Raw genomic sequence first — 20,759 nt, 5'->3', positions numbered from 1 at the left:
ATAATTTCTTTTGTCTTTGTTTGTTGAAACACCATATTACCCCAAATTTACGTATTACTATCAAAAAAATATGTTAAACTATTATAATATGATAGTAATACTATTATATTTGCAATCGATTTAATAAAGAAATTTATGGATAGGTTGTTGCAAGGGGTACAAATAAGAATAAATGAAAAACTTTATTTGAAAGATCCAGAATCCTCAGAACTTGGTAAAAAAATCATTGAATATAGTATTCAAATGATTAATGAAATCGGTTTTGAGAGCTTTACATTCAAAAAGCTAGGAGCTCAAATAAAATCGAACGAAAGTTCTATTTATCGTTATTTTGAAAATAAGCACAAGTTGTTGTTATATCTAACATCATGGTATTGGGGGTGGATGGAGTATCAAGTAGTATTCGCGACCAACAGCATCAGTAACCCTAAAGAGAAGTTGTTGAAGTCTATACTTATAATAACTAGAGAGATAAAAGAAGATTCATCCTTCTCGCATATTAACGAAGTGTTATTGAATAAAATCGTCATTAACGAATATTCAAAATCGTACACGACAAAAGAGGTTGATGCCGAGAATAAAGAAGGTTTTTATAGTATTTATAAAAGATTGGTAGGTCGATTAGGTGAAATGATTTCTCTAATGGATGCAGACTATCAATACCCTGCTAGTTTAGCAAGTACCATACTTGAAAACGGTTTACATCAGCATTTTTTAAAAGAACATTTTCCATCACTTACAAATTGTAATAACAAAGTGACGCCAACACAGTTTTTGACGCATCTTGTTTTTAATACATTAAATCAAAAAATAGATGAATAAAAACATACTAACCGCTTGGCAACGCTTTCTTGGTCTTTTAAAGCTTGATAAGAAAGATGTGTTTCAGATATTTTATTATGCCATATTCGCTGGTGTTGTAAACCTGTCTTTGCCATTAGGTATACAGGCGATTATTAACCTTATGCAAGGTGCGCAGATAAGTTCGTCATGGGTGGTATTGGTAATTTTGGTAACCTTAGGTGTTGCCTTTGTGGGTATACTTCAACTAATGCAGATAAGGATTATTGAAAACGTACAACAAAAAATATTTACAAGGGCCTCATTTGAATTCGCGTATCGATTTCCAAAAATAAAAATGAGTGAATTGCATAATTACTATCCGCCAGAATTAGCGAATAGATTTTTTGATACGTTGACCATACAAAAGTCATTATCAAAGGTGTTAATAGATTTCCCGGCGGCGTTATTGCAAATCGTTTTTGGTTTATTGTTGTTGTCATTTTATCATCCGTTTTTTATCGTGTATGGTCTGTTGCTAATGCTATTGATCTATATCGTATTCAAGTTTACGGCACAAAGAGGTTTCGATACCAGTTTAGATGAGTCGAAGAGTAAATATAAAGTGGCGCATTGGTTACAAGAAATTGCCCGTTCAATAGTTAGTTTTAAGCTTTCGGGTAAAACTTCTCATGCATTAGATAAAAACGATACGTTGGTAGTAGAGTATTTAAATGCAAGAGAAAGTCATTTTAAGGTGATAGTGATACAATTTATACAAATGATCGGTTTTAAAGTTCTGGTAACCGGTGGTCTTTTGTTGATCGGTGGTTTATTGGTATTGAATCAAGAAATGAATATTGGTCAATTTGTTGCAGCAGAGATTATTATTCTTTTGGTGATCAGTTCTGTAGAAAAGTTGATTCTTGGTTTAGAAACTTTTTACGATCTATTGACATCTTTAGAAAAAATGGGGCAGGTAGTAGATAAAGAATTAGAACCGCAAGAAGGAGAAAAGCCATTTTTAGAGAACCAAGCATTTACTATTGAACTGAGCGATATTTCTTATAGTGTGCCGCAGCAAAAGCGAGATATAATTAAAAACCTAAGTTTAACAATTACACCTACCTGTACTATTTTATTGAGAGGTAATAGTGGTTCTGGTAAAAATACTTTGTTGCGAATAATAGCGGGTATTCTAGAGCCAGATAGTGGTGGTGTATATGTAAACGGAGTTTCTTTAAAAGGGATGAATTTAAATTACTACCGCTCTCATCTTGGTCAGTCATTACCAGAAGAATCACCTTTTGAAGGTACTATTCTAAATAACATCACATTTGGTGATAAAGAGACAACGAATGAGCAGGTCTATTGGGCGCTTGATAAAGTAGGTTTGACCGATTTTGTAAAAAAGCAACCAGATGGTCTTAACACCGTACTCTACCCAGAGGGTAAACAGATTCCGCATACGGTATCCAAAAAGATTGTACTGGCAAGAAGTATTGTTCGTAAACCAAAATTACTTATTCTAAAAGATCCATTAGATCAGTTCAATAGTGAAGAAGCTGATCGAATTTTAAGTTTTCTAAGCGACCCGGCAAATGGTTGGGCATTGCTTGTTGTAAGTGAAAATGACAAGTGGATCAAAAAATGTTCGCGTATAATTACTATGGATAAAGGACAGATTATTAACGAAATCTCAGGAAAAAATGCTTAACATATCTCATAATAAACTAAACGAGAGAGTTTCAATTGAGCGTTTTAAATCCGTTCAAAAAGTAGACCATAAAAAATACTATAAGCACTTCAATAGATTTCTATTCGCTTTTGCGGTAGTTGGTGTAATTGTATTGTTTTTACCATGGACACAAACTATAAATGCCAGAGGATTTCTAACGACTTTGACTCCCGGTCAAAGACCGCAAACTATTCAATCTCAAATTCCGGGTAGAATAGAAGAATGGTATGTGCAAGAAGGCGATTATGTAAAAAAGGGGGATACCATTCTTTTTATATCAGAAGTAAAATCAGAATATTTCGATCCAGATTTAGTAGAAAGAACAGGAGAACAATTAAAGTCTAAAAGTTCATCTGTTACCTCATATGGTGAAAAAGTAAAGTCATTAGATAATCAGGTTGCCGCACTTATTAATGAAAGAAGATTAAAATTAGAGCAGGCCAAGAATAAATTATTGCAATCGAAATTAAAAGCACAAAGTGACAGTATAGACTTTGAAGCTGCTAAAACCAATATTCAAATTGCAGAGCGCCAATATGAGCGTACAGTTCAATTAGAAAGTGAAGGTTTAAAGGCGGTAACCGATGTTGAAGAAAAACGATTAAAGCTACAAGAAACACAGGCAAAGTTACTTTCTCAAGAGAATAAGCTGTTAGCTGCTAAAAATGAAATTATCAATGCCGAAGTAGAGATTAATAGTGTGCAAGCTTCGTATACCGATAAAATTTCAAAGGCACAGAGCGATAAATTTACGGCAATGTCGAACCAATTCGATTCTGAGGCGCAGGTAAGTAAATTAGAGAACGATTATACCAATTATCAAATGCGAAATGCATTACGCTATATTCGAGCACCGCAAAACGGGTATATTAATAAAGTGCTTACAGCAGGTATCGGTGAAACCTTTAAAGAAGGTACGCCGTTAGTTGGTATTATGCCGGCAGATTATGATATGGCTGTAGAAACGTTCGTAGACCCTATAGATTTACCGTTAATTCATTTAGATGAATCTGTACGAATTCAGTTCGACGGTTGGCCAGCAATTGTATTTAGTGGTTGGCCAAACGCATCTTACGGTACGTATGCAGGCAGGGTAGTGGCCATTGAAACTTTTATAAACCCTAATGGAAAATATAGGGTGTTGTTGTCGCCAGATAAAGAAGATCAACCATGGCCAAATGCCTTGCGTGTAGGTTCTGGTGCAAATACGATTGCATTGTTAGAAGATGTGCCTATTTGGTACGAACTATGGCGACAATTAAACGGCTTCCCTGCCAATTATTATCAACCAGATGGGGCTCAAGATAAACCTGTAAAAAAATAACGATGAAGAGAATTGTTGTCTTTTTATATCTAATTGCTGGGTTATTTTCTAATGCTCAGACTGCAGATTCTGTACAGCTAAATTTTAGAGAGTATTTGGGTTATGTAAAAAAATATCATCCTATAGCGAAGCAGGCAGAGATGGTTATGAGCGTAGGTCAGGCAAATCTCATGAAAGCACGTGGTGGTTTCGATCCTAAGATATCTGTCGATTATTCAACCAAAGAGTTTAAAGGCACCGAGTATTACGATTTATTGAATTCTACCTTTAAAGTACCTACTTGGTATGGTATAGAATTAAAAGGGGAGTTTGAGCAGTATTCGGGCGAATATTTGAATGCAGAAAGAAATGTACCCGATGACGGACTCTATAGTGCCGGAGTAGCGCTTTCTCTGGGTCGTGGTTCTTGGATCAACGAGCGAATGGCTACCGTAAAAAAGGCAAAGTTTTTTAGAGAGCAGTCAAAGGCAGATAGAGATTTATTGGTCAATCAGATTTTGTTCGATGCCTCTTTGGCTTATTTCGATTGGTTACAGGCATACCGTAATATTTTGGTATTCAATGATTTTTTATTGAACGCCAAAGTAAGGTTGAAAGGTGTTAACCGAAGTGCACAAGCGGGTGAAATTGCTGCTATTGATACTGTTGAGGCGAAAATTTCGGTGCAGAATAGAGCTTTAGAAATGGAACAGGCGAGTGTTGTTTTACGAAATGCAAGATTAGAACTTTCTAATTACCTGTGGATGGGTGAAAATATACCGATGGAACTACAGCCGAACGTTGTACCAGAAACCTCGTTAGATACAGAAATAGATCAAGCTCTTGAAATTTTAGGTAAACCTTTGGATAGTTTTATGTTAGAGAATCATCCTAAGTTAAAATCATTAGGCTATAAAATTGATGGTTTAGTGGTAGATAAGCGTTTAAAAACGAATAAGCTATTGCCTAGAATAGATGTGGAATATAAGTTTATAACCGATCAGCCAGAGTACTTGAACTCATTTGAAACTCAAAATTATAAAGGCGGATTGAATTTTGAACTTCCGCTATTTCTTAGAAAAGAAAGAGGAGATTTGAAATTGGCAAAATTGAAATTAAGAGATGCCCAATTCGAGTTTGATAACGCTCAGGTTCAGATTCTTAATAAAATAACCGCCATCTATAACGAGTTAGATTCTTTTGAAAATCAGAATGTATTAATAGCTGATATTGTAACAAGTTATGAAGCACTATTGGCAGCCGAAGAACGAAAATTCAGCTTTGGCGAAAGTTCACTGTTCTTAATTAATTCTAGAGAAACCAAGTTGATCGATGCCGTTTTAAAACAAAATCAGGTTGAGAATAAATTCTTTACCGCCAAAGCGAAGTTGTTCAACAGTTTAGCGGTAAACCCAGAGAATTTGTAAGCAATTTAAATTTAGTACTACTAATGGGTTCGATTAGAGTATATAATTAAAAAGTAAGCTTGATGGAATTAGTTGTTGAAGATTTGATTGAAAAGGGAGCAGAGAAGAGTTATACCTATACAGAATACAGGGCATTGGTTTCTGAACTTGCAGAAAAAAATGAATCTACCGGTCCTGAACAATCAGAAGCTTTGTCGCAATATACTCAGCTTAACAATAGCCGTATGCGACGCTGGGATAAAATGTTGAAGTTTAGCGACGAGTCTGTAGCTAAGATAAAATCTGTCGATCAGAAAATCTCATGGTTAGTTTTGTCAGAAAGTTGGTGTGGCGATGCTTCACCTGCATTGCCGGTAATGAACAAAATCACTGAAATAAATCCGAATATTTCTTTGTCAATTATACTTCGTGATGAGAATTTAGATATTATGAATCAGTTTTTAACCAACGGTGGCATGTCCATACCTAAATTAATTGCGATTGATAAGAAGGATGATTCTGTAGTAGCCACTTGGGGGCCTAGATCAATAAAGGCGACAAAGCTCGTAGAAGATTATAAGACAGCACATGGTTCGTTAACACCAGAGTTTAAACAAGATTTACAAGTATTTTACAATAAAGATAAGGGTCAAAGTATTTTAGAAGATTTACTACTATTGCTAGACAATGGAGTAAAAAAGGTTTAAAACTGTACTTAGAACTACAGTAGGCATTTTAAGAAAAACTAGCTTATTTCTTGCGTTAGTTTATTTCCCTTGAAATAAATAGGTAATAGTGCCTTTTTGAGACTCTTTGTCAGAAGAATTGAATCTTGCTTTTAAGGCGTAATTAATAGCATTTTCAACAAGGCACCCGTTAGAAGTGCCAGAACTTTTTTCGTTATAATCTGCTTCGGTAACATAACCTAAAGCATTTACCTCAATATTAATAACGACTTTACCACCTTCTATGCAAGTATATATTGGTGGGGGTAATTTGTAATTATTTCTGTCTACTAAAGAATACGATACCGAAGTTTTTCTTGCAGCCAGGTTATTGGTAAACTCTTTCTTTTGAGCTTCCTTTTCGCCTAGAAGTTGTTTTTTCTCTTCTCTCTTTTTTGCTAAGGCCTTTACTCTTTCAGAATAACCCGTGTCAGAAATAACATCTTCGTTAGGGTCACCATCGCTCATTTCACTGCGCTCCTCCATCAACTCTTCTAAAGTTTGTAGTGGTTCTGGGTTGCCATAACTAGGCTTTGCTGTTTCGTTAAAGGCTAAATGACTTTTTATAGGATCTGCGTTCGCTTGGTCTTCTTGTAATTCCTCTTCTTTTAAAATTTCTTCTAAAACCTCAGGATCCATGACCATTTCAACAACATAATCTTCATGTGATTCTTCTTGACCTCCAAACTGAATACCATACAGCACCAACACTACGATAGACAAGCTAAAGATAGTGGCAAGTAATGATAGTTGTTTTCGGTTTAGATTCATGGTTATATAACCTTAATAATACCAAAATATTTTAAGTAATCGACAAAAGGCAATCAATTGATTGTTATCTGTTGTTTTCAGGTCCTAATAATTTCTCGGCAAAGACCAAAGGGTCTTGAGCATTATCTACGTTAAAATCACCTATTTTGGTTCTTCTAAGTGCTGTTAAATGTGCGCCAGAATTTAGTGCTTTCCCAAAATCATGTGCAATAGATCTTATATAGGTTCCTTTACTACAAGCGATTCTAAAGTGAATGTTCAAGCCATCGATATCGGTAATATCAAAAGCGCTTACATTTACTTTTCTCTTTGGTATAACAACTGTTTTTCCTTCACGGGCCAATTCATAAAGTCGCTTACCATCTTGCTTTAATGCAGAGAAAACAGGTGGTGCCTGTTCGATGTCACCAATAAATTGTTGGGTAGTGGTATTTATAAGATCAGGTGTAATATGATCTGTTGCAAAGGTTTCGTTTACTTCTGTTTCAAGATCGTAAGAAGCAGTGGTGCCACCTAAGGTAAACACACCGGTATATTCTTTTTCTTGCCCTTGGTATTCGGTAATTTTCTTAGTGAATTTTCCGGTGCAAATGATAAGTAGTCCCGTTGCTAACGGATCTAAAGTGCCTGCGTGTCCAATTTTAAATTTCTTTAAACTGAACTTTTTTCTAATTGCCCATTTTAATTTATTGACTGCCTGAAAAGAAGACCATTCTAATGGTTTATCAATCAATAATACCTGACCGCTTAAATAGTCTTCTTTGGTCAAATCTTTCATGAATTTGGGTGTTTAAAGGAGTTCTACGGATTAGTGAATCCGTATATAACGGCGATCAATCCTACAATAAGACAGTAGATGGCGAAATAAGATAACTTGCTTTTACGTACCAATTGGATCATCCAAGTACAAGCGGCAAGACCAGCAACAAAGGCGGCAATAAAACCTGCACCCATCGCTACATTATTCTCACCGTCAAAAGTTAAATCGCCACTCATAAGGTCTTTTGCAATCTTACCAAAGATCAATGGTACCACCATTAAGAATGAAAATCTTGCGGCCTTTGATTTGTCTACGCCTAAAAGCACAGAGGTAGAAATGGTAGCTCCACTACGAGAAATACCAGGTAGCATTGCAATTGCTTGCGAGATGCCAACTATAAAAGCATTTTTAAAACTTACTTTTTTATCGGTATCCTTGGCTTTATCTGCAAAATATAGAAGTACTGCCGTTATGATAAGCATAAATCCGACAAAGCGAATATTACCGCCAAAAAACGATTCAAGTTGTTCTTCAAAAAATAAACCTACAAATACAGCAGGTAGCATAGAGATTATAATTTTAGCAGAAAACTGACTTTCTTCGTTCCATTTAAATTGAAACAAGCCGCTTAGAATTTCCCAAATATCTTTTCTAAAAACAACGATGGTACTAAGAGCGGTAGCAAAATGAAGTACTACGGTAAATAATAAGCTTTCTTCTTGAACAGAGTTATCCCCTAAAATGGCTTTGCCTAATTCTAAATGACCACTAGAAGAAACGGGTAGAAACTCGGTTAATCCTTGAATAATGCCGAGTATAATAGCGTCTAATGTATCCAATTAATCTTTCTTTTTGTGAGGGTTTAATAAAATGGCATAAATTTCTATACCTAAGCCAATAAGCACTAAAGTTGGTGCTAGTCTTATTCTTCTGAAATTATAAATTTCAGGGTTAAATACGTTGGGGTCATCGCTGCCGCCGCCGCTCATTAAAATAAAACCTATTGCAATACAGGCAAGACCAATGAACATGAACATATAATTTTTCTTCTGAAAAATAAATTCTTGTTTAGTGTGCTGTTCCACTTTGTTGTTTTTACTCATGCCGCAAATTTAATAATATAATTCGTCCGTTCTAAGATTTAAGAAGCGTTGGGTCGCGAAATAGGTGCTAATGAACGAAATAAGTATGCCCAATAGAAAAACACTAACAAATAAAATGACTAAAATATAAGGTTCATCGAATAATCCTAAATCTTGAAAATTAGTGTTTACATAATATACGACGCCACCTATAGCCAATAAAGCAATTGCAGCACCGATCATGCCTAGTTTAATATTTTGCCATATAAATGGTCTTCTAATAAAGGTCTTTGTCGCTCCGACCATTTGCATGGTTTTGATGATAAATCTTTTAGAATAGATAGATAATCTGATAGAACTGTTAATCAATAATACAGCTATAAAAGTGAAAATAGCGCTGGCTACTAAGATCCAGAAACCAATTTGTTCAACACTTTTTGCGACCATGCTTACTAAGACCTTGTCGTAACTAACTTCATCGACAAAACTTTTTTCTGATAAGGTATCGGCAATTTCTTGTACTTTCTCTGCAGTAACAAAATCTGCATTTAACTTTACGTCGATAGAATTCTTTAGCGGGTTGTAGCCTAGGTAGTCAACAAAGTCTTCGCCGATTTCTTCACTATGTTGTTCTGCAGCTTCTTCTTTAGATACGTACGTAGAAGATTTCGTGTATTCAGACATTGCTAATGTCTTTTGAAGCTGTTCAATCTCGATTTCTTTAGTGTTTTCTTTTAAGAATACAGAAATGGTGATTTGTTCTTTTGAACGATCTGCCATTTTTTTAGTGTTTAAAACCAGTAATCCTAAAATACCTAATAGGAATAAGACTAATGCAATACTTAGCACCACAGAAAAATAGGAGGAGATAAGTTTGCGTCTTTGATAATTTTCGAAGGAGTTCGCCATAGTACTTAAAAGTGCAGTAAAAATAGCAAAGTATTGTTAAATGGGACTTAAAATAATCAAGCCTTAACGTTTTAAACTGAAGTGTCCCTTAAATTGAGTGGAATCAGCCTCAATTAGATACCAATAATCATCTTCTGGTAATCGTTCTCCTTTAAAAGTACCGTCCCAAGAAGTGGAATTTGTATTCCCAAATTTAATGAGCTTACCGTAGCGGTCAAAAATTAAAATCGTAACAGAATTAAAAACTTCTAATCCATCAGGTTCAAAAACATCATTGACAGTATCTCCGTTCGGAGTAAAGAATTTTTGAATGACCAGGTGATAAAAATCTTGAGTTACTACACCACAATCTGTATTGTCTTGAACGTAAATAGTGTAGAATCCGCCTGCTACGGCATCAAATACAGGACTAGACTGAAATGAGCTACCATCTAAAGAATATTCGAAATTTCCACCGTTGGCAGTAGAGACTACTATTGAGGGACCGTCAGATACTATTTTATCAATTCGTGGTAAATCTATTTGTTCAACTGTGAAGGTGCGAGTAGCTGAGCAGCCATTTGCATTGGTAATGCTAACATCATAATCGCCAGGTTCGGTAACGTCTATTAGTTGGGTGGTCGCACCAGTAGACCATTGATACGTGACATTCTCAACTTCTGCATCTAAAGTGGTAAAAGAATCTTCGCATAAAAACGTGCTTAAGTCATCTGGTATTTGGGGTAATGGATTAACGGTTAAGGTAACCGCAGTCCTAGTGATGGAGGCACATTCTATTTCATTTGAATTGGACTCGGCATAATACGTGCCGGCTATCCCTATTTCTAAATTTTGATTTTCAGCTAAAATTAAATTTCCACCAGTAGGGGCATCATACCAATTAATGGAATATGAATTTTGAGTTGTAGCAGTTAAGGTTCCTAATTCGCCTTCGCAAATAATAACATCTCCTGCGCTGGTTGGGGCATTGGGTACAGGTAAAACTATAATATCAAAAACATCCGATACTACATTGCATAAGTCATTGTTCACATTTATGGGGTCTTCAGATGTTTTTACCCTGAAATATGTGGTACTGGTTACAGCAGGTGTCGATAAGGTGTCACCTGTTTCCCCAGGAATATCTGTCCAGTTTTGCTGGTCTGTACTCTGTTGCCATTGGTACGCATGTGTTGAGAAAATGGAAAAATCTGGTGTAACGGTTAATGTTCTAGAAACCCCGCCTTGATTTTCGCAAACCACCAAGCTCTGTTCGTTGGCACCAGAAGAAACGTTGATATTATCTCCGCAAGATTTAAATAAAATATCATCTATGGCAAGGTCATTTCCGCAGCCGCCATTACTGTTATTTCTCATCTTTAGAATTACGGATGTCTGCCCTGGTTCTGTTTTAAAGACTAAAGCGTATTGCTTCCATTCGGTAGTCCCGATACCTGTTATGCTCCCTGTATCACCTTGTGCAAGCATATTGCTATCTGTTTCGTCCCATATCTGAAAACGAACATTGACGGGTATGCTATTGCCGTCGCAACTACCTGCTCGTTGTAAATTAATAAGCCATGATGAAAACTCATAGGTGGTATTCTCGCACAAGCCTGTTACTTGGCGTTGGTAAAATTCGCCGGCCGTAAAACTTGCATTGACAATAAAAGACTTACCGTTGCTGTCACCTAGAGTATGGTCTTCAATCGAAAGCCAATCGAAATAATTGGTCGTACTAGAAATTGTATAGTCACCGTCATTAGGTGTTCCTGTGGTAAAATTATATGTTGTGGTGCCAGCGGGTAATGCGGGTCCGTCGGTGGTACCAGAGCCAAAATCTTCTGTAAATATTGGATCACCAGAATTACCGCCACAGAAACCTAGTTGCGCATGCAATGAAGTTATGCCGCAACACGTTAGTAGAATAGTAAGTAGAAAACATCTGGAGTACATCATATTCACTGGTTAAAGATATACTTTTTAGTACGATGAATAAATAAACTCAATTCAAGGTACAGAGCCTATTTGAAGATTGGTATTTTCACCAAAATCACAACCTAATTTTAAAAGATGCTTAATGTATTGGATCTAAAAATATCGAGACCCGGACTTTGGTTTCCTACAATTTGGATTTATTTAGTTCCTTTTGGTGATCAGGTAGATTTTTGGTTGAATAGTAATTTTTGGCTGGGTCTGTTCTTTGTTACCTTTCCATTGAACTATTTGGTTTATGGTCTAAACGATTATAATGATATAGATGCAGATGCCGTAAACGACAGAAAAGGCAATTTTCTCTTTGGCGCAAAGGCTTCAAAGTCTCAGCTCAGTGGTGTGCTGACTAAAATTACCATACTCACGTCTGTGTTTGTAATTGTATTTACCTTTATTTCTGGTTTAAAAATGTTCTTTTTGCTACTGTTTATGGTGGTCGTGAACATCCTTTATAATTTTAAGCCGTTTAGAATAAAAGAAAGACCTCCGTTCGAAATTTTAATTCAGGTTGGTTATGTGGTTACGGTGTTCTTTTCGACAGCACTGAATAATTTAGAAACACTCCCATGGCAGACATTGGTGTATTTATCATTATTTGCATTTCAGGCACATATAGCTGGTGAAATAATGGATATAGAGCCAGATTTAGCTTCGGGTAAACGCACTACCGCAACGTTGATAGGGCGTAAATATTCAAAATTACTGATGCTCTTGATATTGGTGTGCGAATCTGTTTTGGTTTGGTATTGGTTTCAAGATATAGTTTTAGCATCATTTCTTGGTCTCTTCTCTGCGTTTATGGTATTAGATATTTTTGTGATATTTAAGGGTAGAGCGTATACATTACCAGAAATGAAATTATTTGGCTATCTCATTAACTTATCGGCATTACTTTCAATGCTTTGGGTATTGTATAGTGGAAAATTATTGATGGTTTAGCACAAATGCTATCAATGACGTTATTCTTTCGGTTTTAGCAGAATAAACCTATTTTTGCGACTTACAGAAAAGAAGTAAATATCATGCAATACAATTTCAACGAAATTGAAGCCAAATGGCAAAAATACTGGGCAGAACATCAAACATTTAAAGCAGAGAACGATTCTGAAAAAGAGAAGTTTTATGTGTTAGATATGTTTCCTTATCCGTCTGGTGCGGGGCTCCATGTTGGTCATCCGTTAGGGTATATTGCAAGTGATATTTATGCACGATATAAAAGGCACAAAGGTTTTAATGTATTGCACCCACAAGGGTATGATTCTTTTGGTTTGCCGGCAGAGCAATATGCTATTCAAACAGGTCAGCATCCTGCGGTAACAACAGCAGCAAATATTAAAACATACAGAAGACAATTAGATCAGCTAGGTTTTTCTTTTGATTGGAGCAGAGAGGTACGTACTTCTAGTCCCGAGTATTACAAGTGGACGCAGTGGATATTCATTCAAATATTCAATTCTTGGTATAATAAGGATACCGATAAGGCAGAGGATATAGAAACGTTGATTGCTAAATTTTCTACGGATGGTAATGCCAAGGTAAGTGCAGTATGTGACGATGATATAGAACCTTTTACAGCTGAAGAATGGACCGCATTTTCTGATGTTAAAAAACAAGAAATATTATTACAATATAGATTAACGTACTTGGCAGATACTGAAGTAAACTGGTGCCCTACACTAGGCACGGTATTGGCGAATGACGAAATAGTAAATGGAGTATCTGAGCGTGGTGGTCACCCAGTGGTTCGTAAAAAAATGACCCAGTGGAGTATGCGTATTTCTGCATATGCACAACGTTTGTTAGACGGTTTGGCGAAAATCGATTGGCCACAACCGTTGAAAGATTCCCAGACAAATTGGATAGGTCGTTCTCAAGGAGCTTCGGCTGTTTTTAATGTGAAGGATCATGATGAGAAAATAGAAGTTTTTACCACCAGACCCGATACTATTTTTGGAGTTTCTTTTATGACTTTGGCGCCAGAACATGAGTTGGTTTCTAAAATAACGACTGAAGCTCAAAAAGCTGAAGTAGAAGCCTATATAGAAGCAACTGCAAAACGTTCGGAGCGTGATCGTATGGCAGATGTGAAGACTATTTCAGGTGCTTTTACAGGTGCATATGCAGAACATCCATTTACAAAAGAACCTATTCCAATTTGGATTGGTGATTATGTATTGGCTGGTTATGGTACAGGTGCGGTAATGTCCGTGCCATGTGGTGATCAACGAGATTACGATTTTGCAAAGCATTTCAATATACCTATCCCTAACATATTTGAAGGTGTTGATATTTCTGAAGAAGCATTTGCTGATAAGGATAAAACGGTTATTGCAAATTCTGATTTCCTAAACGGATTACCGTATAAGAAAGCTATGAAATTAGCTATCTATGAGTTAGAGAAAATAGGGCATGGTGAAGGAAAAATAAACTATAGATTGCGTGATGCTGTATTCAGTCGTCAACGCTATTGGGGAGAACCTTTCCCGGTGTATTATGTAGACGGTATGCCTCAAATGATTTCAAAAGAATACTTACCCATTGCGTTGCCAGAAGTTGAAAAATACTTGCCCACCGAGACAGGAGAACCGCCATTAGGTAATGCTGAGGTTTGGGCTTGGGATACTGTAGCAAATACCGTTGTAAATAATAGTGAGATAAATAATACCACTGTGTTTCCGCTAGAATTGAATACCATGCCAGGTTGGGCTGGTAGTTCACAGTACTTTAATAGGTATATGGATCCGCATAATAGTGAAGAGATATTTTCTAAAGATGCTATTGATTACTGGCAAGATGTAGATTTATATATTGGCGGTAGTGAGCACGCAACAGGGCATTTGTTGTATTCGCGTTTCTGGCAAAAATTCATGTTTGATAAAGGTTTGGTGCCTAAAGATGAGTTTGCTAAGAAACTTATTAATCAGGGTATGATTACTGGGACTAGTGCTTTTGTTTATAGAGATGAGGATGGAAAAACATTGATTTCTAAAGGCTTAATAGAAGGAAGAAATGTTACTCCAATTCATGCAGATGTATCTTTAGTAAATGCATCAGATGAGTTGGATGTTGAAGGATTTAAAAAGTGGAGGGATGAATTTGCGGATGCGGAATTTATCACTGAAGAGGATGGAACATTTAAAGTAGGTCGCGAAGTCGAAAAAATGTCCAAATCTAAATACAACGTCGTAAATCCTGATGCTATTTGTGAGGAGTACGGTGCAGATAGTTTGCGTTTGTATGAAATGTTCTTAGGGCCATTAGAGCAATCTAAACCTTGGAATACAGCTGGTATTTCAGGTACACATTCTTTCTTAAAGAAATTATGGCGTTTGTACGCTCCATTTATTGATGAAAATGCGGTCGCTGAGCGTAGCCGAAGTGAAGAAGAGCCATCAAAAGAATCTTGGAAGACATTACACAAAACAATTAAGAAAGTAGAAGAAGATATAGAAAACTTCAGCTTCAATACATCGGTATCTACATTTATGATTTGTGTTAATGAGCTTTCATCGCAGAAATGTTATAGTAGAAAAGTATTGGAGCCATTGGCTATTTTAGTGTCACCGTACGCACCACATATTGCAGAAGAACTTTGGAGTAAATTGGGTCATACAGAATCTATAGCTAAGGCACTTTTCCCAAAATTCGAAGGAAAGTTTTTGGTTGAGAGCAGTAAGGAGTATCCTATTTCCTTTAATGGTAAAATGAAATTTACTTTAGAGCTTTCGTTAGACTTATCTAGAGAAGAGATAGAAGCTGCGGTAATGGCGAATGAAAAAACCCAACAACAATTACAAGGTCGCGAGCCTAAAAAGGTGATTGTAGTGCCAGGTAAAATTGTCAATATCGTTGGGTAGTTAAGAGAATATATTTAAAAGAAGAGGCGATATTTATCGCCTCTTCTTGTTTGTTAGTTTTGTTTATGCAGTTGTAAAATATGAAAATATGGATAGTGTTGAAATCTTAGGTTTGATCGCAGCTACTTTAACCACAGCGGCATTTGTACCACAGGTATATAAAACGTGGAAAAATAAATCTGTTGAAGATATTTCCCTTACTATGTATACTGTTTTATTAATAGGGGTTTTGCTTTGGTTGGTTTATGGAGTGAATATAAATAGTCTGCCTGTAATTTTAGCAAATGGAATTACATCTGCCCTTCTAATTTTAATGGTCTTAATGAAATTAAAGTATAAATAAACAGTATACCCCCTAATTTTATAGGGGTGTAAACTCGTAATTATATATTTTTACCAATCAACCCCTACGTTTTATCGAATTATTGTTTGTTTTCTGCATAATTAGCTCCAATTTTGCAGTGTAACATAAAATGATAAATCATGATTGTTGGTATTCCAAAAGAAATTAAAAACAATGAAAGCAGGGTAGGTATGACACCTGGCGGGGTTTTCGAATTGGTAAAGAATGGACACAAAGTATATGTTCAGTCAGAAGCAGGGGAAGGGAGTGGTTTTTTCAATCAAGATTATCAACAAGCAGGTGCTGTAATATTAGATACAATTGGTCAGGTATACGCCATGTGCGAAATGATCGTAAAAGTAAAAGAGCCTATTGAAGAAGAATATAATTTAATTCAAGAAGGTCAAATATTGTTTACCTATTTCCACTTTGCTTCAAGTGAAGCGTTGACCAAGGCTATGATCAAGCAAAAGGCGGTTTGTATAGCGTATGAAACAGTAGAAGATGAAGAAGGTACATTACCATTATTAACGCCAATGTCAGAAGTAGCCGGTAGAATGGCCATACAGCAAGGGGCTAAGTATTTAGAGAAACCTGTAAAAGGTCGTGGTGTATTGTTAGGCGGCGTGCCAGGTGTTGCTCCGGGTAAAGTTTTGGTGTTGGGTGCTGGTGTAGTTGGTATTCAAGCTGCTAAAATGGCAGCAGGTTTAGGTGCTCATGTGACGATACTAGATGTGAACATGAAACGTCTACGTTATGCCAACGATGTAATGCCGCCGCATGTAGTTACAGAATTTTCAAATGAATTTAATATTCGAAGACTAATAAAAACACATGATCTGATTATTGGTGGTGTTTTATTGAAAGGTGCAAAAGCTCCGAATTTGATTACTAGAGACATGTTGAAAGAAATGAGACCAGGTACTGTAATCGTTGATGTTGCCGTGGATCAAGGCGGATGTGTAGAAACAACCAGACCTACCACACACGAAGACCCTATTTATATTATTGATGATGTTGTTCATTATTCCGTTGCAAATATGCCGGGTGCAGTACCTTATACATCGACAATGGCGTTGACCAACGTAACCTTGCCATATGCTTTGAAATTAGCAAATTTAGGTTGGAAAGAAGCTTGTGAAAAAGATGCCTCTTTAAAGAAAGGATTAAATATAGTAGAAGGCAATATAGTGCTTCAAGAAATTATTGAAGCCTTTGGTTGGGAAGAAATAGTTGCTTAGCCAGTACAATCTGTCAGTATATTAGGCCTTGCCAGTTCCGAAAGGAATTTGGCGAGGTTTTTGCTTTTATCAAAATAGATTCTTAAAAAAATACGAATCTTTAGTATATTTAGTCGATTTAAAAATTGAAACGTTATGATGGGATATTATATATTGATTGGGGCAATTGCTTTGGTCAGCTGGTTAGTAAGTAGTAAGTTAAAGAGTAAGTTTAAGTTTTATTCTAAGGTTCATTTAAAGAATGGAATGAGCGGTGCTGAGATTGCCGAAAAAATGTTGGCGGATCATGGTATTAGAGATGTAAAAGTTGTTTCTACGTCTGGTATGCTTACCGATCATTACAATCCTGCTAATAAAACAGTAAACTTAAGTGAGGGTGTTTATAATCAAAGAAATGCATCTGCAGCTGCCGTTGCGGCTCACGAATGTGGTCATGCGGTACAACATGCACAGGCGTATGAGTGGTTAGGAATGCGCTCTAAGTTGGTACCAATAGTAAGTGTTACATCAAGCATGTCTATGTGGGTTGTTTTCGGTGGTTTGGCTTTAGGTGCAGCTGCTGGAGTAGGATTTGGGTATTGGGTTGCAGTAGCTGGTCTGGTGATGATGGGCTTTGCTACATTATTTAGTTTTGTGACCTTACCTGTAGAATATGATGCAAGTAATAGAGCGTTGGCATGGTTAAAAAATAAAAACATAGTTACGCCAGAAGAATATAAAGGATCTGAAGATGCCTTAAAATGGGCTGCTCGTACGTATTTGGTAGCGGCAATTGGTTCATTGGCAACTTTAGTATACTGGGGACTTCAAGTTTTTGGTGGTAGAGATTAATTTTAAGTGTATTCAATAATAAATAAAAACCTGCCTTTTAAGGCAGGTTTTTTTTGTCTTAACTAAGAACATATGAAACAGCTGGAAACCGAAAGATTGTATCTAAAATCTGCAAACTTGAAAGATGCACATTTTATTTTTGTTTTACTGAATAGTGATAGCTGGTTAAAATACATCGGAGATAAAAAAATTTTAAATCTGAACAATGCAAAAGAGTATATTCAAAATACATTAATTGATGGGTATGCTAAAAACGGATTTGGACTTATGTTGGTTACTCTAAAAGATGGCACTCCGATAGGGGTTTGTGGTTTTTTAAAAAGAGGTTATTTAGACACTATAGATTTGGGTTTCGCTTTATTACCGAAATACGAAGGTTATGGTTACGCATTCGAAGCAGCAAGTGCTACCATGCAATTTGGAAAATTAGAATTAAAGCTATATCGCGTGCTAGCTATATGTATGAAAACGAATGAAAAGTCACTTGCTCTATTGAGTAAATTGGGGTTTAACAAAATAGATACTATTAAACTTAGTGAAGATTCAGAAGAATTGCTCTTGCTTTCTACTTAAATAGATATTTGTCTATCTATCTGTTGTGCTAATGATATAAAGGTTTCAGTTCTTGAAACCCCTTCAATGGCTTGTATTTCTTTATTCAATACCTGCATTAAATGTTCGTTGTCTCTACATAAAACCTTAATTAGAATAGACCAGTTACCAGTAGTGTAATGGCATTCTAGTACTTCCGGTATTTTCTCTAGTTGTTTTACCGCCATTGGGTTGCTCATCGCTTTATCCAAATAAATCCCAATATATGCCATTGTAGTATACCCTAATGATTTAGGATTTACAATGAATTTAGAGCCAGATAAAAGTCCCGATGCTTCTAGTTTTCTTAATCGTTGATGTATAGCTGCGCCAGATATACCGATACTTCTCGCAATTTCAAGTACCGGTTTTCGAGCATCTTCCATTAAAAAACGTAAGATTTTTTTATCTATACCATCAATTTTAGCCAATGAAGTAGGTGTTTTCATGTTCTATCAAATCAATAACCTCGACCCAAGTTTATGAGGTCTGTTTCTAAATTTATATTATTTCGAGGCAAGCCTCAGTGAATTAAACCCTCAATGAGGGATTAGAACATAAATGTACTTATTTGGTTTCAATATGATAGTTAAAAAGGTTTAGCTAATTACAGAATTTGGATTGTACCCCAAATATGGTATGTCATATTCTTTAAAATTTACTCCATAACTCTCTAATTCCTTTAATATAGGCTCGTATACTTCTTTGGTGATAGGTATTTGTACCCCAGGTGTGGTAATTTTACCATTCAATATTTTCAATGTAGCCATTGCTACTGGTAACCCTACGGTTTTAGCCATGGCAGTAAACGTTTGGTTTTCGCCTGTAACTACAAGTTTAGAATCTATTTGTTTCTTTTCGCCATTTAACTCATAACCGAATTTATGATACATAACGATCATATCTTTCTCTTCCGCTTTAAGCGTCCAGCTATCTTCTAAAATTTTTTGAAGCGCCTGTGCCGGTGTGGCATTTGGTATACCTATCAGTTTGGTATTATCAAAAATATTCAGTTCCTGTAATTTATCCCAGCGGATATCATCTTGATCTAATTTCAGGTAATGTCTAAGTTTTAATTCAACAGAATCTGTAGGTGAATAAGGTAAAAATAGATTGATGAATTCTCTGTAACTCATTTTATCAGAGTTTTCAATCGTGTATGTATCGTCGGTAGCTCCTAATTGAATGAACATATTCCATGCCTTCGAAAAACCAACGCGACGCATGGTGCCTCTGTAAATGGTTAAGGCATCTTGTAATTTATAAGCTTCTCTGTAGTTGAGAGAATCACGATTGGCATATCCTTCAAAACGACCATATCCTTCTATTTCAAAGAATTCGGTACGTCTAAACAAACGATGATACGGTATGTACTTATAGGTGCCTTCTTGTATGAATTTAGCAGTACCACCTTGACCGGCAAGCACTACATTTCTTGGGTTCCAAGTAAATTTATAATTCCAAAGATTGTTGTCGTATTCAGGGGCAACTAATCCGCCACAGAAAGATTCGAACAATATTATTTTACCTCCTTTTTCGCGAATACGATCAATTACCTGCATGGCACTCATGTGGTCAACACCAGGATCTAAGCCAATTTCGTTCATGAATACAAGTCCCGCTTCCTTAACCTCTTTATCAAGAGCCATTAATTCTGGACTAACATATGATGCGGTTACCAAGTGTTTTTTAAGGCGAACACAATCTTGGGCGACCTTTATATGCATATGGGCAGGAAGCATTGAAATGACGATGTCTGAATTTTCAATAGCTTTTTGCCGAGCAGTCTCTTCAAAGATATCTAAAGAGATAACATTGCAGTTTTTATGGTTTGCAATCGACGACGGTATTGCGGCAGGGTTGATATCACCAATGGTGATTTCTAATTTTTCAGTATCTGATTTTCCTAAAAGATAATCTAATAAATATGAGGTAGATTTACCTGCACCTATAACAAGAATTTTTCGCATCATACGATTTCAGTATTTTTGATTGGTAACGATTTACTAAGGTATCAAATTGTTACATTTATAAAGAATGTTATAAGAAAAGTTATGAAAAAAACAATTTTAGGTACTGCGTGCCTGTTTGGTATGTTTGCAGTTGTTCTCGGTGCATTTGGTGCACACGGCTTGAAAAATCTAGTAGAACTAGAGGCGGTAGCGACTTTTGAGACAGGAGTTCGATACCAAATGTACCATGCTTTTTTTCTGCTGGCCCTTGGGTTATTGCCAAGTGAAGTATTAAAATCAAAAAAAGCGATTTATATCTGTACGGTAGTGGGTGTGGTTCTTTTTTCATTCTCCATTTATCTATTGGCATTGAATAGTTTGGTTGTATTCGATTTTAAAGTATTGGGTATTGTTACCCCCATCGGTGGTTTATTTTTAATTGCCGCTTGGGCGATGATGGGTTACGGAATCATGAAATCTAAAAATGTGAAATAGC

Annotated in this window: 20 protein-coding genes; 12 read left to right on the top strand and 8 right to left on the bottom strand. The window is 36.2% G+C overall.

What is annotated here, in order from left to right:
- Window positions 1-135 precede the first annotated feature (135 nt).
- The 5 genes from ACEN2N_RS07070 to ACEN2N_RS07050 all read left to right on the top strand — a co-directional run bounded on the left by ACEN2N_RS07070 (window position 136) and on the right by ACEN2N_RS07050 (window position 5,934).
- The gene (locus ACEN2N_RS07070; RefSeq protein WP_441823669.1) at window positions 136-822 is read left to right on the top strand and encodes a TetR/AcrR family transcriptional regulator; all 687 of its coding nucleotides are present in this window, start codon (window positions 136-138) and stop codon (window positions 820-822) included.
- Window positions 815-2,497 (top strand): peptidase domain-containing ABC transporter, encoded by a 1,683-nt coding sequence (locus ACEN2N_RS07065; RefSeq protein ID WP_441823668.1) that lies wholly within the window; start codon window positions 815-817, stop codon window positions 2,495-2,497. Before ACEN2N_RS07070 ends, ACEN2N_RS07065 begins: the two co-directional genes overlap by 8 nt.
- On the top strand, window positions 2,490-3,842 hold the full coding sequence (locus ACEN2N_RS07060; RefSeq protein ID WP_441823667.1) for an HlyD family secretion protein: 1,353 nt from the start codon (window positions 2,490-2,492) through the stop codon (window positions 3,840-3,842). Before ACEN2N_RS07065 ends, ACEN2N_RS07060 begins: the two co-directional genes overlap by 8 nt.
- Window positions 3,843-3,844: 2 nt before the next feature.
- A complete protein-coding gene (locus tag ACEN2N_RS07055) occupies window positions 3,845-5,248 on the top strand; it encodes a TolC family protein (RefSeq protein ID WP_441823666.1) in 1,404 nt (467 codons plus the stop codon).
- A gap of 62 nt (window positions 5,249-5,310) precedes the next feature.
- Window positions 5,311-5,934: a thioredoxin family protein gene (locus ACEN2N_RS07050; protein WP_441823665.1), complete on the top strand. Its 624-nt coding sequence runs from the start codon at window positions 5,311-5,313 to the stop codon at window positions 5,932-5,934.
- Window positions 5,935-5,994: 60 nt separating this feature from the next.
- On the opposite strand, the gene ACEN2N_RS07045 is transcribed toward ACEN2N_RS07050, so the two are convergent.
- The 6 genes from ACEN2N_RS07045 to ACEN2N_RS07020 form a co-directional block, all read right to left on the bottom strand.
- Window positions 5,995-6,723, bottom strand: coding sequence for a hypothetical protein (locus ACEN2N_RS07045; RefSeq protein ID WP_441823664.1), 729 nt, complete (start codon window positions 6,721-6,723; stop codon window positions 5,995-5,997).
- 64 nt (window positions 6,724-6,787) lie between these two features.
- A complete protein-coding gene (gene truB, locus ACEN2N_RS07040; RefSeq protein WP_441823663.1) occupies window positions 6,788-7,501 on the bottom strand; it encodes a tRNA pseudouridine(55) synthase TruB in 714 nt (237 codons plus the stop codon).
- A 23-nt stretch (window positions 7,502-7,524) separates the two neighbouring features.
- The gene (locus ACEN2N_RS07035) at window positions 7,525-8,322 is read right to left on the bottom strand and encodes an undecaprenyl-diphosphate phosphatase (RefSeq protein WP_441823662.1); all 798 of its coding nucleotides are present in this window, start codon (window positions 8,320-8,322) and stop codon (window positions 7,525-7,527) included.
- Complete coding sequence (locus tag ACEN2N_RS07030; protein WP_133674069.1) at window positions 8,323-8,586, bottom strand: DUF3098 domain-containing protein; 264 nt, start codon at window positions 8,584-8,586, stop codon at window positions 8,323-8,325.
- 9 nt (window positions 8,587-8,595) lie between these two features.
- Window positions 8,596-9,474 (bottom strand): cell division protein FtsX, encoded by an 879-nt coding sequence (locus ACEN2N_RS07025; RefSeq protein ID WP_324025091.1) that lies wholly within the window; start codon window positions 9,472-9,474, stop codon window positions 8,596-8,598.
- Window positions 9,475-9,537: 63 nt separating this feature from the next.
- Complete coding sequence (locus ACEN2N_RS07020) at window positions 9,538-11,412, bottom strand: T9SS type B sorting domain-containing protein (RefSeq protein ID WP_441823661.1); 1,875 nt, start codon at window positions 11,410-11,412, stop codon at window positions 9,538-9,540.
- Between the two features lie 114 nt (window positions 11,413-11,526).
- Here ACEN2N_RS07020 and ACEN2N_RS07015 point away from each other — a divergent pair, with 114 nt between their 5' ends.
- The 6 genes from ACEN2N_RS07015 (at window position 11,527) to ACEN2N_RS06990 (ending at window position 18,293) form a co-directional block, all read left to right on the top strand.
- Window positions 11,527-12,387, top strand: a complete 861-nt coding sequence (locus ACEN2N_RS07015) for a UbiA family prenyltransferase (RefSeq protein ID WP_441823660.1) — start codon at window positions 11,527-11,529, stop codon at window positions 12,385-12,387.
- Window positions 12,388-12,470: 83 nt separating this feature from the next.
- Window positions 12,471-15,305 carry a leucine--tRNA ligase gene (gene leuS, locus ACEN2N_RS07010; protein WP_441823659.1) on the top strand — a complete coding sequence of 945 codons (2,835 nt, stop codon included), beginning with the start codon at window positions 12,471-12,473 and terminating at the stop codon, window positions 15,303-15,305.
- 88 nt (window positions 15,306-15,393) lie between these two features.
- Window positions 15,394-15,648: a SemiSWEET family sugar transporter gene (locus tag ACEN2N_RS07005; protein WP_073240765.1), complete on the top strand. Its 255-nt coding sequence runs from the start codon at window positions 15,394-15,396 to the stop codon at window positions 15,646-15,648.
- Between the two features lie 140 nt (window positions 15,649-15,788).
- A complete protein-coding gene (gene ald / locus ACEN2N_RS07000) occupies window positions 15,789-16,889 on the top strand; it encodes an alanine dehydrogenase (RefSeq protein WP_441823658.1) in 1,101 nt (366 codons plus the stop codon).
- Between the two features lie 135 nt (window positions 16,890-17,024).
- A complete protein-coding gene (locus ACEN2N_RS06995) occupies window positions 17,025-17,720 on the top strand; it encodes a zinc metallopeptidase (RefSeq protein ID WP_441823657.1) in 696 nt (231 codons plus the stop codon).
- A 72-nt stretch (window positions 17,721-17,792) separates the two neighbouring features.
- A complete protein-coding gene (locus ACEN2N_RS06990) occupies window positions 17,793-18,293 on the top strand; it encodes a GNAT family N-acetyltransferase (RefSeq protein ID WP_441823656.1) in 501 nt (166 codons plus the stop codon).
- Here ACEN2N_RS06990 and ACEN2N_RS06985 read toward each other — a convergent pair.
- Window positions 18,290-18,760 (bottom strand): Lrp/AsnC ligand binding domain-containing protein, encoded by a 471-nt coding sequence (locus ACEN2N_RS06985; protein ID WP_027065872.1) that lies wholly within the window; start codon window positions 18,758-18,760, stop codon window positions 18,290-18,292. The two genes, ACEN2N_RS06990 and ACEN2N_RS06985, sit on opposite strands and share 4 nt — an antisense overlap.
- Window positions 18,761-18,910: 150 nt before the next feature.
- Window positions 18,911-20,284: a saccharopine dehydrogenase family protein gene (locus ACEN2N_RS06980; protein WP_441823655.1), complete on the bottom strand. Its 1,374-nt coding sequence runs from the start codon at window positions 20,282-20,284 to the stop codon at window positions 18,911-18,913.
- Window positions 20,285-20,365: 81 nt separating this feature from the next.
- Between ACEN2N_RS06980 and ACEN2N_RS06975 the strand changes: the two genes are divergently transcribed.
- Complete coding sequence (locus tag ACEN2N_RS06975) at window positions 20,366-20,758, top strand: DUF423 domain-containing protein (protein WP_441823654.1); 393 nt, start codon at window positions 20,366-20,368, stop codon at window positions 20,756-20,758.
- Window position 20,759 lies beyond the last annotated feature (1 nt).

The organism is Maribacter spongiicola (assembly GCF_052119685.1).
In the GTDB taxonomy this organism is placed as follows: domain Bacteria; phylum Bacteroidota; class Bacteroidia; order Flavobacteriales; family Flavobacteriaceae; genus Maribacter; species Maribacter spongiicola_A.
This window is presented reverse-complemented; position numbering and strand designations above follow the sequence as displayed.

Excerpts from the sequence above, each read along its gene's own strand:
- ACEN2N_RS06980 (WP_441823655.1), bottom strand. The coding sequence starts at position 20,284 with ATGATGCGAAAAATTCTTGTTATAGGTGCAGGTAAATCTACCTCATAT.
- truB (WP_441823663.1), bottom strand. The coding sequence starts at position 7,501 with ATGAAAGATTTGACCAAAGAAGACTATTTAAGCGGTCAGGTATTATTG.
- ald (WP_441823658.1), top strand. The coding sequence starts at position 15,789 with ATGATTGTTGGTATTCCAAAAGAAATTAAAAACAATGAAAGCAGGGTA.
- ACEN2N_RS07060 (WP_441823667.1), top strand. The coding sequence starts at position 2,490 with ATGCTTAACATATCTCATAATAAACTAAACGAGAGAGTTTCAATTGAG.
- ACEN2N_RS07070 (WP_441823669.1), top strand. The coding sequence starts at position 136 with ATGGATAGGTTGTTGCAAGGGGTACAAATAAGAATAAATGAAAAACTT.
- ACEN2N_RS06975 (WP_441823654.1), top strand. The coding sequence starts at position 20,366 with ATGAAAAAAACAATTTTAGGTACTGCGTGCCTGTTTGGTATGTTTGCA.
- ACEN2N_RS07065 (WP_441823668.1), top strand. The coding sequence starts at position 815 with ATGAATAAAAACATACTAACCGCTTGGCAACGCTTTCTTGGTCTTTTA.
- ACEN2N_RS07025 (WP_324025091.1), bottom strand. The coding sequence starts at position 9,474 with ATGGCGAACTCCTTCGAAAATTATCAAAGACGCAAACTTATCTCCTCC.
- ACEN2N_RS07030 (WP_133674069.1), bottom strand. The coding sequence starts at position 8,586 with ATGAGTAAAAACAACAAAGTGGAACAGCACACTAAACAAGAATTTATT.
- ACEN2N_RS07015 (WP_441823660.1), top strand. The coding sequence starts at position 11,527 with ATGCTTAATGTATTGGATCTAAAAATATCGAGACCCGGACTTTGGTTT.
- ACEN2N_RS07050 (WP_441823665.1), top strand. The coding sequence starts at position 5,311 with ATGGAATTAGTTGTTGAAGATTTGATTGAAAAGGGAGCAGAGAAGAGT.
- ACEN2N_RS06995 (WP_441823657.1), top strand. The coding sequence starts at position 17,025 with ATGATGGGATATTATATATTGATTGGGGCAATTGCTTTGGTCAGCTGG.
- ACEN2N_RS07020 (WP_441823661.1), bottom strand. The coding sequence starts at position 11,412 with ATGATGTACTCCAGATGTTTTCTACTTACTATTCTACTAACGTGTTGC.
- ACEN2N_RS07045 (WP_441823664.1), bottom strand. The coding sequence starts at position 6,723 with ATGAATCTAAACCGAAAACAACTATCATTACTTGCCACTATCTTTAGC.
- ACEN2N_RS06990 (WP_441823656.1), top strand. The coding sequence starts at position 17,793 with ATGAAACAGCTGGAAACCGAAAGATTGTATCTAAAATCTGCAAACTTG.
- ACEN2N_RS06985 (WP_027065872.1), bottom strand. The coding sequence starts at position 18,760 with ATGAAAACACCTACTTCATTGGCTAAAATTGATGGTATAGATAAAAAA.
- ACEN2N_RS07055 (WP_441823666.1), top strand. The coding sequence starts at position 3,845 with ATGAAGAGAATTGTTGTCTTTTTATATCTAATTGCTGGGTTATTTTCT.
- ACEN2N_RS07005 (WP_073240765.1), top strand. The coding sequence starts at position 15,394 with ATGGATAGTGTTGAAATCTTAGGTTTGATCGCAGCTACTTTAACCACA.
- leuS (WP_441823659.1), top strand. The coding sequence starts at position 12,471 with ATGCAATACAATTTCAACGAAATTGAAGCCAAATGGCAAAAATACTGG.